This is a genomic window from Algibacter lectus (assembly GCF_004368925.1).
Taxonomy (GTDB): Bacteria; Bacteroidota; Bacteroidia; order Flavobacteriales; family Flavobacteriaceae; genus Algibacter; species Algibacter lectus.
The window spans coordinates 482,008-495,442 of the sequence record NZ_SORL01000007.1 but is presented as its reverse complement, the minus strand read 5'-3'; the positions used below and the strand labels follow the sequence as shown (position 1 = coordinate 495,442).

The window sequence follows — 13,435 nt, the reverse complement described above, 5'->3', positions numbered from 1 at the left end:
TTGGCATAGATAAACTTGAGGGAAATGGTAATCCAAATAAGTATAAACCATCAAATAACAACGAATTCTAGTTTATAGCTAACGGATACTAGAAGCGACCAAATAAACCCTTAGTTCTCCCTTAATTTTGAGGTATAGAAATATAACAACCTAATATATATACCATGAAAAATCTAATTATTCTTTTAATCACAGTAATCAGTTTTCAGTTTACAAACGCGCAAGAGTTTAATAAAACAAACAAGTATACTGTTGCAAATAGAATGGACACCAAGCAGCAAGAATATGCTACAGCACTGTTCGATATTGTAGCAACAGATGATGCTTCTATGAAAATAGCAACTTTAAGCATTCTAGATCTTGATCTTTTTGAAGATGTTACTATTACATTATTAACAGATCCTAACCTGGATAGCATTAATGAAATTATAAAAGTAGACATCAATTATAGCACATGTTGCTACCATGCCGAAACTCATTATTACATGATAACGGATACTAACGAGTCTATTTCATTACCATATATAGAAAACGAATTTTGCGAGAACACAACAACAGAAGTTCAATATATATTCCCAGTACAAAAACTTGGTAAAGAAGCTATAATACTTAAAACAGAGGTCAACTTTACAGAAAAACACACTATTAAAGATCTTAAAATTCTACAAAGTTTTGCGTGGAATGATGATGACTTTAATGACAACGAATCAGTAGCCTATTCAGGCATTGACAATAATTAATATTAATCTTTAAATTTATTCAAAATGAAAAATGTAAAAAACAGTATCCTAGGATTATGCCTAGCAGCAATGTCAACCATGTTTGGCCAAACAGAACCACAAGTAAATTTCGCAACAGCAACACCAAGTGCTACAGTAAGTAAAGTCGCTTACGAATACTTACTTGCAGACCACGTTTACTTACGTGAAAATCCATCTATAAAGGGAAAGGCAGTAGCATTATTACCTATTGGAACCAAAATGATTATAGAAGAAAAAAGTGAACGTGAAGATACCTTAGATGGTATTAAAAGCAACTGGTATCGCGTAAGTATTGGTAACGACTCTGGCTGGGTTTGGGGCGGTTTAATAGCTCAAAAAACCTTTGGTAGTGAAGCAAGCCACAACGTTAAATTTGCTTATGGCTTTGAAAGTGCTACCGTAAATGAAGCAGGTGAAATTGAACAAAAACATCAATTACGAGCTTTTAAAAACGGTGTTCAAATAGATAAAATTGTTTTCAACGGACATCAATCTAAGGCTTTAGAAATAAAAAATATTGGAAACAAAGGGTTGTTTAATGTTGAAGATATTATCGCTCTTGATATTCCTGCTACTGAAGGAAATGAAAATAAAGGCAAAATGTACATTTTTTGGAATAACGGAAAATTTACAAACGTAGCCAGTTTAATTGATCACTGCGATACATCTTATAGTAAAACCGAATCTTTTGTTTTCCCATCGGATATGGAAGGTGTAAAAAGCAGATTGGTTTTAGAAACTTTTATTACAGATTTTAAAACAATAGCTAAAAATGAAACCGCTAAGGAAGATAAAAAACTAATTATTAGTGAGTATAAATGGAATGGATACAAATTAGTTAAAGTTGAGGATACGCCAGAAAGCACGGAAGATTTAGTAGCTAGTGAGCATTTAAACCCTATTAATTTCTAAAAAAGTATTAATGAAACTATATCCAATATTAATCTTTTTAATTCTAATATTAGGCTGCAAGAAGCCGTTTTCGCAAACACCGGAAACGGCACTTGCTTTGCCAATAGAATTTACAGAACAGACAGAATCTATTGTTTTTATTGCTGGCTTTGATGAAGGTGATAATACCTATTACACCAATGCAAAAAACTATTTTGAAGCACAAGATATACAGGTTGTAGATCATTTGTTTTCAATAGAAGAAATCATCAGCTTTCTTAATAAAACTGCTGGTAAAACATACGATAAAATTCACATTGTAAGCCATAGTAATCCTTGGTTAGGCATGTCTTTAAAAACAACAAGAAAAGGTGAACGTATTACAGTAGAAACCTTATCTCAATCCAAAAATAATATGCCCGTTTTAAAATACGGTATTAATAATTCTACCGAAATTGTTTTTCATTCCTGTGGTTTAGGAGAGAATAAAGCACTTTTGCAGGCGTTAAAACAAGTTTTTACAACAGGAGAATCACCAAAAATAATTGCGTCTTCATATTTTAATGTATTTGGAGGTAAATATGCAGGACACTATTTAGCGAAACCTTATTACGGATATTACCCAACAGCCGAATCTCCAGGTCCAGCAGCACTATCAAAAGATTTTAAAGCGAGTTATCCAGAAACTAAAATAGATTGGTTTACAGCATTAAAAACAAGAAAAGAAACAGGTTTAGGTGGCATTTATAGTTACAAGTTTAATATTCCAGTAGAATGGGAGTTTACTTTTAATGATAAATCAGAAATACCAAGATTTAGTGATAGAGATGCTATTATGGATTGGGTTTCCGAGTCTTCAGAAATGGCAACTATTTTATTCAACCTAAATATTCCTATAGAAAAATACCGTTGGAAAAGTGAAATCCGTGGCAATAAACTTCTTATTAAAGGAAAAACAACAGTCCTTTGTGTGTTACAGCCCATTTTACAGAAAGATGATGCAACAGAATATAGAAACACAGCAATAAACGATACTAGTTTATACCAAATGCTATGAAAACACAACCGAATTCACTCTTAAAAATTAGATAAAAATGGATCCAAAAAAAATATTTAAAACCATATTAGTATGGTTACCGTCAGCAATAATAACATTATTCTTTATACCGAATGCTTTAGATAAAATATTGCATCCTAGTGAAATGAATAAAATTATCACAAACAGCACTATACTTGTCATAGCGGGCATTTTTCTATTAATAGCGACAGCTTTATTTTTGTATAACAGAACGATTGTAATCGGAACCATACTTTTAGCGTTTTACATGACGCTTATTGTCTGTATCCATATGTACAAAGGAAAACCCTATGAAGTTGCAATTCTAATTGTTATGGCTACCATATTTGCAGCATATATTAGAAGTCCGTTTACTTTTCAACAAAAACGAAATTATTAAATTGAATAAAACGAGATACTAGAAAAATTTAACCAATTCAATTAAAAATGAATAAGGGTTTAATATCTAAATGGAAGGAAGTAAACATAAAAAAAGTTTATATTTAACCGAAAATTTAGTCATCGACAAATTTAAATTTTAAGCGCTTATAGCAAGTAAAATATCCTTTATAACAATATCCCCATTTGAATAAACACACAACATACGTCCTATTATTTCTGCTTTTTATAAGCCCTTTTATTGGTGCTCAAAACAGTCAATTAAGATCGTATTCTATAGAAGATGGTTTACCACAATCTCAAGTATACGATATTGTTCAAGATGAAATAGGTTACTTATGGTTAGGCACACAAGGAGGCGGACTTTGTAATTTTGATGGCACCAATTTTTCTATTTGGAATGAGAATGATGGACTGCTTTCCAATTATATCCATGCCTTATACACAAGTAATGATAGCCTATATATTGGAACAAATCTCGGGTTATCTATTAAAATAAAAAACAACTTTTCAAACTTTAAATGTCCGCAAGTCAATCATTTTTATAAATCAGAAAAAGGACTTTATCTAGGAACAAAACAAGGGATTTACAGTTATTCTAATACTGAAAAACTTAAAAAACTAAGCATACACACAGACATCGATTCTAGTATCGTAAACGCTATTGTTTTCGACGGTGCTTTTTATTGGATAGCAACGAACACGGGACTTTGGAAAACAAATAAGCTAGAGGGCGCAACACTTCAAATAGAAAAAATAGAAGAAAACAATTTCAAATCTGTAGTTTATAACAACCATAAAATATTTGCAGCAACTTATAGAGATGGTATTTTAATACTAGATCAAAAAAATAATGAATCGCCTATTTTATTACGAGAACCACTCGGTATTAATTCCATGGAAATTCATAATAAAAATGAATTATGGGTAGCAACAGATAATGATGGCATAAGCATTATAGATACCCAAAATTATTCTGAAAAAAGAAACATAAACAAATCCAAAGGGCTTTCGGTTTCTCATATTAGAAAAACGTTTACCGATAGACAATCTAATATATGGATAGCCACATCTGGTGGTGGTTTCTATAAATATTTCCAAAATAATTTTCAACATTTCGATGCATCATCGGGCTTAAAAGGCAATCGTATTTATGCTGTACATCATGCAAAAAATAGCCTTTGGATATCGAGTTCCGAAGCTGGTTTAACACAAATAGATACTTTAGGCATTCATCATATACCTAAAATTAAAGGGTTTTCGAATATAAAAATTAAAACCATAACTAGTGACGATCATGGTAATATTTGGGCCGGATCCGATGGTAATGGCGTACTTTTAAGAACCACGAAAACAGTAGATAGTTTGGTTCCCGATTATAGCGATTCTTTAAATGTTGTTACAAAAGTATTCACCAAAACAGTAATTAAAAACAAGGTTCTAAATTCAGAAAACGGTTTTCCTTTCGATTGGATTCGTAAGCTTGTTAACGGACAAAGCACCATGTGGGCAGCAACTTATTCTAGTGGTATTATACAGTTTAATTACGATAATGAAAAGGATAGTTTAGTTATCAAAAATAGATATGGTAAAAAATCTGGCATCACCGATTTATACATAAAAGACATCGCATTAGATAACCAAAACAGATTATGGTACGCCACACAAACAGGTCTTTTAGGTTATATTCAAAACGACAAACACACGGCTTTAGGAGCCGCTTTAAATCAGCAAACCACAATAAGAACCTTATTATTTCATCAAGATAAACTGTTTCTAGGAACTGCCGGAAAAGGCATTTGGGTTTCAGAAATTAGCGATAACACTCCAATTTTTAAGCCTTTAAAAGGAGCTAAAAAAATGTCTTCAGAAAATATATATCAATTAATATTTGATAATCAAGGCTATTTATGGGCAGGCACAGAGCGCGGTGTAGATAAAATTCAATTAAACCAAGATAACGATATTGAAGACATCTATCATTTTGGAAGAAACGATGGTTTTCTAGGTATAGAAACTTGTTTAAATGCCGTAGATAAAGATGAAAAAGGCCACCTTTGGTTTGGTGCGCTTTATGGCTTAACCGAATACATACCAAGTGCTGCCAGCAAAAGTACTTTAAAACCCGAAATCTATTTTAAAGATGTGCAAGTTGCTTATAAAAGTGTCGATTCTATCAACCTAAAAGCTTGGACCAATACAAACAAAGTCCTAAAGTTAAACCCCAACCAAACCCAATTAAGTTTTACCTATAGAAGTGTGGATATCGATCATCCAAATCAAATAGAATATCGGTCTAAATTAAACCAAAACGAGTGGAGTCCGTGGTCTAAAGAGAACAAACAAAACTTTGCAGGTTTAGCTTATGGCGCGCATCAATTTTCTGTACAATCTAGAAATTACAGATGGGAGGAAAGTACACCAATAAAATTCAACTTTTTTATCGATAGTCCGTTATACAAAAAAGCGGAGTTCCAATGGGCTGTAATAGGCTTCGCAATCTTACTTTTATTAATTCTAGGTTGGCTATACATTAGAAGAATAAGATTAAAAAACAAAGCGGATAAAGCACAATTACAAATAAAAAACGATCTGCTTACTCTAGAGCATAAGGCGTTGCAATTACAAATGAATCCGCATTTTATCTTCAACGTGTTAAATGGTATAAAAGCCATGGCCATTAACAAACCAGATAAAATGAATGCCACAATAAATAGTTTTGCAACCTTACTTAGAGAAACGCTAAATAACTCTAGAAAAGACCAGATTACTTTAGGGCAAGAAATTAAAACCATACGCCATTATATTACTGTAGAGCAGTTAATGGCAGCAAAACCGTTTACGTTTACAATTACTAGTAACTGCGAACTCGATCCAGAAGAAATTCTTGTGCCACCCATGTTAATTCAGCCTTTTGTAGAAAATGCTATTCGCCATGGTATTTTAAAAGGTAACAAAGCAGGAGTGCTTCAAATTGAATTTAATACTACCGAACATTATTTGCATTGTACAGTGATCGATAATGGTATTGGTATTTTTAAATCTCAGGAAACAAAAATAAAAACAGACCATCAATCTATGGCGCTTACCGTTACAAAAGAGCGTTTAACATCCATTTCTGGCGAAAATGCACTGCAGATTACCGAAATAAAAAATGATGACGGTACTATCGGCGGAACAAATATTACCTTTAAAATTCCTTTATTAACAGATTATTAGAGAACCTATGCTTACAGCCATTATTGTAGAAGACATGATTGATGCTTTACAGCTTTTAAAAAGCGATTTAGAAACCAGGCATCCCGAAGTTGAAATTATAGCCACCGCACAAAGTGTTGTAGAAGCAGCAAAGGTTTTACGTAAAAAACAACCCGATATTCTATTTTTAGATATTATGTTAGGCGATGGAACTGGTTTTGATATCTTAGAGATTTTCCCCGATTTAAAATCGAAAATTATCTTTGTAACCGCCAGTGATGAGTTTGCTATTAGAGCCTTTAAATTTGCTGCTATAGATTATGTTTTAAAGCCGTACGCTTACGAGGAATTGGATTTGGCTGTAGATCGTGCTAAAGAGCAAATACAACCTAATAAAGAACGATTAACCATTTTAAAAGAAACACTTTCTGCTCCAGAACAAAAGCCCGATAAAATATCGTTACACACACTAGATAAAATTATTATTGTGAGTTTAGATGATATTATCCGTTGTGAATCTGATAGTAACAATACCATTTTTCATCTTCAAGACAAACGTAAGGTGTTTGTAACTAAAACGTTGAAGTATTTTGCAGATATGCTTAAAAGCTACAGTTTTATCAGAATTCACCAAAGTCACTTGGTTAATTTAGATTATGTTAGTGAATACATAAAATCTGATGGTGGTTATTTAATGCTGAAAAACGGCGAAAATGTGCCAGTTTCTGTTCGGAAGAAAACCGAGATTATTGAGATTTTAGATACGATGCATAGGTGAATAGTTAATTTTTTTTATGACACTTTTGCCTTTAATTTCAATCGCGGGCACACATACTTTTTTTGCTTGAAAATAGGTGAGGAGTGGTGGCGTTTGTTTTGGAACTTTAGCCAAAATGTTGTGTTCTGAATTTGGCGTTAAAGAAACTTTGATCATTCCTTTATTTACAAGAAAATAAAAAATTCCTTCAGAAGCATAAATTAAATAATTTTTCATAATCTTTAGAAGAAATACAGTCTGTTTTTAAAAAGGTAATTCGAATAGATTCGGAATTTACTTATTAGTTAATTACTAAAATTCTTTATATTGTCGTGAAATTAATGATGCTATCAATGATATTAAGATGGTATATTAAATCACCTATTTATCAAATTTATGTTTTTAGAAAAACTCAATATTAAAAATTTTAGAGGAATTAAAGAATTAAATCTTAATTTCAATAGTAGTGTAAATATAATAATAGGAGAAAACAATGCTGGAAAATCAGCAATTATAGATGCTCTTCGTATTTGTTTGAGTATAGGTAAACAATGGAAAGATATTGGTGTTAAAAATGATGAAGACTTTCACATTAATGTTAATGAATTAAATGCCGCCTTAGAACCCATAGAATTTGGTTTAATATTTAAAATAGAGACACCGCGAGACAGAGAATATTTTCAAAGTTTACTTTGGCAAAACCCAGATAATCCGGACGACCTTAATTTGCAAATACAAGCCAGGTATTCATTAGAAACTAATCCTAAAGGTAATCAAGTATTAAGATGGGATGTTTGGGGAGGACAAAATCCTGGGCAAAGAATAAAACCTGAAGAGGCACAACTTCTATTTTATTCCTATCTAGAGCCGTTAAGAAATGCAGAACTAGAATTAAGACCTTATGCTACAGGTAATAAAGTTACTTCTTTATTTAAAGAAATGACTAAATACACAAAAATTAACGAAGATGGAGAGGATGAAGAGGTTGAGTTAAATATTGATAAAAAAAATCAATTAGCAACCACTCTTCAGGATGTAATTCAAGACGAAGATTGGACTGGAGTTGTGAAAACTGGAGAAAGTTTTGTAAATGAGCATTTAGAAAAAGCCGATATTAGAAAAAAGGAATCTAGAATACATTTAAAATTATTGGAATATAAATATGATAATATAGTTAAAGGTGTATTAACTAGAAAACCAGTTTATCAAGAAGAGATATTAGATGGAGATTACAACCAACAAAAATATTTTGATATTAGTCAAAACGGTTTAGGTGAAAATAATTTAATTTTAGCATCATCTGTGCTTGGAGATTTAAAAAACAGAAGATCTGAAGAAATAGAACATTATTATGCACTTTTAATAGAAGAGCCAGAGGCTCATTTACATCCGCAAAAACAGAATTCATTTTTTAATTATTTGAATAGTTTAAAAGACTTAGGAGTACAAATTTTTATTACCTCACATTCTCCAACTATTACAGCAAAATCTGATTTAGATAATTTGTTAGTTCTACAAAAACAAGATAATGTAGTTAGTAGTTTTTCACTTAAAAATTCTGATTTAAGTCTTAAGAATAAAAGCTATCTCAGTAAATTTTTAGATGTTACTAAATCTCAAATCTTTTTCTCTAATGGAACAATTATGGTTGAAGGAATATCAGAAGCTTTACTACTTCCTGTATTTGCAGAAATAATGGGAGAAGAATTAAATTTAGATAAAAACGGAATTGAATTAGTTAATATAAATGGGGTTGCATTTGAACCTTTTGCAAAACTTTATAACTCTGATATTTCAAATAAGCGTTTGTCAGCTTATAGTTCAATTATAACAGACAATGATAAAGGTTTAATAGCTGCAAAAGATTTGAAAAATGATAAACATGATATAGATACTACTAAAGCTAAACTAATTTTTAATAAGCTAAAAGAGTTAGAAATTGTTGATACCAATAACCGAATAATAAACTTCAATAATGATGTAGACTTTGAAATTGAAGGTTATAAAACAGAGTCAATTCATGTTAAAGAAATTTTAAATCATTTGAATGATAAAATATCGGATAGAGCCTCAAAGGCTAATGATTTAGAAGGTGGTAATTTAAAAGTTGTTTTAGCTGAAAATACTTTTGAGTATGAGTTAATGGTTACAAACCGCAATAATGCAATTACAATGTTATCAATTTATAAAGAGATGCATCCAAAAACAACATTTATTGCTGAGGAAGAATCTTTACATAATAAAGCATTAGATTTATTGGAAAAATTGAAATCTAACAAAGATAAATCTGAGTTTGCTCAACAATTATCATTTAAATTAGAAACAATAGATTCATTACGAAATTCTTTTGTGGTGCCTGATTATATTCAAAACGCTATTAATTGGGTAATAAATAGAGAATAATGTACAAGCATTTATCTGAGAAGCAAAAAAAAATACTAGATTATAAGCAAGGTACAGTTGTAGTAAAAGCGTGCCCAGGAAGTGGTAAGACTTATTCTGTTTCTGCTCGAATTTCTAAGCTATTAAATGAAAACGAATTTAAAAGAAAAGGAATTGCCGCAATATCATTTACAAACATAGCTTGTTCCGAAATCGAAGAAAAGCTTAAAGACGATTTTGGTATATATGTTCCTTTAAAGCATCCTCATTTTATAGGAACTATTGATAGTTTTATAAATTCATATATATTTCTTCCATTTGGTCATTTAATTATGAAATGCTCAATTCGTCCTATACTTGTAGGTGAACCGCATTCAAATTGGTCGCATAAATCATACGAAAGAGATTACAGTCAATTCTTTGATAAAACAAGTTTTGGTTTAGATAATAAGCTAATTAGGCTTGCACCACCACAGGCATTTTTTTTCCCATGGAATTATTATAACAAACAAGGTAACGTGAATGGAAATATTCAGAATATAATTGATTCTAAAAGGAAATATTTCGCTCAAGGTTATGCGAATCAATCAGATGCTAATTATATCGCTTTAAAAATATTAGAGAAATATCCGCTTATTGCAACTAATGTTGCTAATCTGTTTGAATATTTTATTATTGATGAAGCACAAGACACTAATGAAATACAGATGAGAATTCTTGATATATTAAAAAAATCAGGGACAAATAATATAATGTTGATTGGAGATAGAGACCAATCTATTTTTGAATGGAACGATGCAAAACCAGAGCTTTTTGATGAAAAATTTGACGAATGGGAAAGTATTCTACTTGATGAAAACCGAAGAAGTTCACAAGCTATTTGCGATTTTACAAAGAATCTATCATCATTTGACAAATCTGAAGCTGTAAATGAAGAAGTAGCTGATTATGATTTGGCACCTCAGATAATAGGCTATAAGCTGCCTAAGAAAAAAAATAAAAAAGACCCAACAATAATAAGTCAAGAAGAAAGCAAATCAAGTTTTGAAAATATTTTATCAGGTTTTTTAAAATTATGTAGAGAAAATGATATCGAAATTAATAAGAAAAACGTGGCCGTATTATATAGAGGTAAAAGCAGCTCCAAATATTTAGGTTTAAATCTTGATATTTCAACTTATGAAAATATTCCGTGGATAGACAAACAATATCACGTTAGAAATATCATTTTAGGAAAGCATTTAATAGATACTCAAGATTTTTTCAAAGGTTATAGACTTTTAGAAAAAGGGTATTTTGAAGCATTATATAGAAAAACAAACCGTAATTTTTATTGTACGGATGATTTTATAAAGACTCAAATTGAGCTTAATGGATTTATGAAGCATAGAGATACTATCTTCAATTTTATTAATAAGCTTTCGGAAACTAATGATAAAACGTTTAATCAATGGATTGTTGAATCCAACAAAAAAATAGAAGATATTGGAATAGTTATGAATATTAATGTAGAAAATGGAGATGTTTTAATAGACGATTATTATGCAAGTAATTTAAATTCAGATAGTATACATCCATTTTATTATGGTACAGTTCACTCCGTTAAAGGAAAAACTTTCGAAGCTGTATTATTACTTCTTGGTAAAAGGGCAATTAGAAACTATGTAAATATTATAAATGCACCTGATTTTAATGCTTTACCAGACAATTGTAAAGAGGAGTTGAGGATAGTTTATGTTGGAATAACTAGACCACGAAAAATATTAAATATGGCTGTTCCTGACTCAGATGTAGAAGTTTGGACTAACAAAATGAATAATTAATTTAGACGAAAAATATTATTGAATTTTCCAGCTGTTACATACAAACGAACCCAATCCCCAACCAAGTAATGTTCCATCACTTTCTACGACCAAAGGCTGCATCAATCGTATAGTTTGTACTTTTGTAAATACAAATTATTTCAGCAATTATAGAAAGCCTTCATGCAACAACAACATAATAAACTCAATATATTTAAGAGCGTAAATTTCAATAAAGGGATTTACGTTTCTTTGTTTCAATTAATACTTCTAGTTTCCGTTTTTACTCAGGTTACAGCAGGCGCACAGGTAAAAGACAGCCGTTTACCCATCATTATTGATGCCGATACCGCTAATGAAGTAGACGATCTTTATGCTATAGTTAGAGCCATTAAAGAACCGAGTTTTAATGTTTTGGGTATTACTTCGGCACAGTTTCATACATCGCCATTAGCAACCGAAAATACGGTGCAAGAAAGCCAAGATATTAACGAAAAGATACTGAGTTTAATGGGGAACTATAAAATTCCATTACCCTTAGGAAGCAATGTGCCGATAATGAATAGTAAAGAACCTGCGAGTTCTCCGGCATCAAACTTCATTGTTAAAATGGCGCATACATTACCTGTGGGCGAAAAACTGAATGTGGTTATTTTAGGATCGAGCACCAATGTGGCGAGTGCTATTTTGGAAGATCCATCGATTATAGAAAAACTAAAAGTGCATTATCTTGGTTTTTGGCATACCGTGGAAACCAACGCGTATAACAAAAAGGAATTCAATACAGGCAACGACCCCAAAGCGGTGGATATTCTTCTAAATACTGAAGGTCTAGATTTAAGTATCATGACGGCCACAACCAGTCAGCACCTTGTGTTTACTAAAGCAGAAGTCGATGCGCAATTAAAAAATAAAGGTGGTATTGGTGATTATTTAATAAACCGTTGGGACACGTTCGAGCGTTGGTGGACCAAAGACGATCCGGAAAAGAAAAGCTGGATTATGTGGGATGTTGCTATTATTGAAGCGCTAGCACATCCGGAATTATCGAAAATTGAGACCTTTTTAACACCTCCAGAAAACACAGCTCGTTTAATAAACATCCATACAAAAATAGATGTAGACCTTATGAAAGCGGATTTCTGGCAAAGCCTAAATAAAAAATAACCTATGTATTTAGATATTAATAGTTCCATTTTAGATTTTGAGACGTCTTTAAATACCATGGGGTTTTTAGACCTAAAACAAGAACGTATTCTTTCTATAGAAAAACCTGGTGAGGGCAACATGAATGTGGTGCTTAGAATCCGTACCAATACGCGGTCTTTTATTGTAAAACAATCGCGTCCGTTTGTTCAGAAATATCAAGATATTACGGCACCTATTGAGCGTATCGATGTGGAGTTTCAGTTTTACAAAGCGGTTACCAATAAGGTTATAGCACCCCATATTCCTAAAATACTGGCTTATAATGCAGAAAATTATTTGCTTGCTTATTCTAGAAGATTTAGGTGATTGTAAAGATATGTCGTATCTCTATGAAGATAGAACAATGCAGAGCTTGCAACTGCATGAACTTATAGATATTGCTGCGCAAATTCATAAATCGAAACCTACGGCATATCCTGAAAATATGGCCTTGCGTTTGCTTAACCATCAACATATTTTTGTTTTGCCTTTTTTAAAGGATAGCGATTTTCATTTAGATACCATTCAAAACGGGCTTCAGGAACTGGCTTTAATTTACAGACATGATGCCACTTTAAAAACAGAGATTGCAAAGGTTGGCGAACAATACTTATCTAAAGGCGATACGCTTTTGCACGGCGATTATTATCCGGGAAGTTGGATGACGAAAGCAAACCATACCTATGTGATTGATCCGGAATTTAGTTTTATGGGTTTTGCCGAATTTGATATTGGCGTTATGGCAGCACATACTATTATGATCACCATGAACATCGATTGCTTAGAAAGCATAAAAAATAGATATCTCGAAAAGTTGAATGCAGGATTGCTTGCCAAAGTTGCCGGAATAGAAATTATGCGTAGATTAATTGGTTTGGCACAATTGCCTTTAAAAAGATCGATTGAAGAAAAAAAGTCACTTTTAGAAATGGCACGAACGCTTATTTTGAATTAGAGATATCTAGATTTAATATTTTCAGTAAAAACATCGAATTTCGTC

At 31.8% G+C, this 13,435-nt stretch carries 12 protein-coding genes; 11 read left to right on the top strand and 1 reads right to left on the bottom strand.

Features of this window, described 5'->3' with window-relative positions:
- Positions 1–164 precede the first annotated feature (164 nt).
- The 6 genes from DFQ06_RS03125 to DFQ06_RS03100 all read left to right on the top strand — a co-directional run bounded on the left by DFQ06_RS03125 (position 165) and on the right by DFQ06_RS03100 (position 7,084).
- Positions 165–740 carry a hypothetical protein gene (locus tag DFQ06_RS03125; RefSeq protein WP_133965963.1) on the top strand — a complete coding sequence of 192 codons (576 nt, stop codon included), beginning with the start codon at positions 165–167 and terminating at the stop codon, positions 738–740.
- A 24-nt stretch (positions 741–764) separates the two neighbouring features.
- The gene (locus DFQ06_RS03120) at positions 765–1,673 is read left to right on the top strand and encodes an SH3 domain-containing protein (protein WP_133965962.1); all 909 of its coding nucleotides are present in this window, start codon (positions 765–767) and stop codon (positions 1,671–1,673) included.
- Between the two features lie 10 nt (positions 1,674–1,683).
- A complete protein-coding gene (locus tag DFQ06_RS03115; protein WP_133965960.1) occupies positions 1,684–2,709 on the top strand; it encodes a hypothetical protein in 1,026 nt (341 codons plus the stop codon).
- A gap of 37 nt (positions 2,710–2,746) precedes the next feature.
- Positions 2,747–3,109 carry a hypothetical protein gene (locus tag DFQ06_RS03110; protein WP_133965959.1) on the top strand — a complete coding sequence of 121 codons (363 nt, stop codon included), beginning with the start codon at positions 2,747–2,749 and terminating at the stop codon, positions 3,107–3,109.
- Between the two features lie 185 nt (positions 3,110–3,294).
- Complete coding sequence (locus tag DFQ06_RS03105) at positions 3,295–6,327, top strand: ligand-binding sensor domain-containing protein (RefSeq protein WP_133965957.1); 3,033 nt, start codon at positions 3,295–3,297, stop codon at positions 6,325–6,327.
- A 7-nt stretch (positions 6,328–6,334) separates the two neighbouring features.
- Positions 6,335–7,084 carry a LytR/AlgR family response regulator transcription factor gene (locus DFQ06_RS03100; protein ID WP_133965956.1) on the top strand — a complete coding sequence of 250 codons (750 nt, stop codon included), beginning with the start codon at positions 6,335–6,337 and terminating at the stop codon, positions 7,082–7,084.
- Here the strand turns inward: DFQ06_RS03100 and DFQ06_RS03095 are convergent.
- A complete protein-coding gene (locus DFQ06_RS03095) occupies positions 7,064–7,300 on the bottom strand; it encodes a hypothetical protein (protein ID WP_133965954.1) in 237 nt (78 codons plus the stop codon). The two genes, DFQ06_RS03100 and DFQ06_RS03095, sit on opposite strands and share 21 nt — an antisense overlap.
- A 159-nt stretch (positions 7,301–7,459) precedes the next feature.
- Between DFQ06_RS03095 and DFQ06_RS03090 the strand changes: the two genes are divergently transcribed.
- The 5 genes from DFQ06_RS03090 to DFQ06_RS03070 all read left to right on the top strand — a co-directional run bounded on the left by DFQ06_RS03090 (position 7,460) and on the right by DFQ06_RS03070 (position 13,390).
- A complete protein-coding gene (locus DFQ06_RS03090; protein ID WP_133965953.1) occupies positions 7,460–9,466 on the top strand; it encodes an ATP-dependent nuclease in 2,007 nt (668 codons plus the stop codon).
- On the top strand, positions 9,466–11,268 hold the full coding sequence (locus tag DFQ06_RS03085) for a UvrD-helicase domain-containing protein (RefSeq protein ID WP_133965951.1): 1,803 nt from the start codon (positions 9,466–9,468) through the stop codon (positions 11,266–11,268). Before DFQ06_RS03090 ends, DFQ06_RS03085 begins: the two co-directional genes overlap by 1 nt.
- A 162-nt stretch (positions 11,269–11,430) precedes the next feature.
- Positions 11,431–12,414: a nucleoside hydrolase gene (locus DFQ06_RS03080; protein WP_133965950.1), complete on the top strand. Its 984-nt coding sequence runs from the start codon at positions 11,431–11,433 to the stop codon at positions 12,412–12,414.
- Positions 12,415–12,417: 3 nt separating this feature from the next.
- Positions 12,418–12,762 (top strand): hypothetical protein, encoded by a 345-nt coding sequence (locus DFQ06_RS03075; RefSeq protein ID WP_133965948.1) that lies wholly within the window; start codon positions 12,418–12,420, stop codon positions 12,760–12,762.
- Positions 12,719–13,390, top strand: coding sequence for a phosphotransferase (locus DFQ06_RS03070; protein WP_133965947.1), 672 nt, complete (start codon positions 12,719–12,721; stop codon positions 13,388–13,390). Before DFQ06_RS03075 ends, DFQ06_RS03070 begins: the two co-directional genes overlap by 44 nt.
- Positions 13,391–13,435 lie beyond the last annotated feature (45 nt).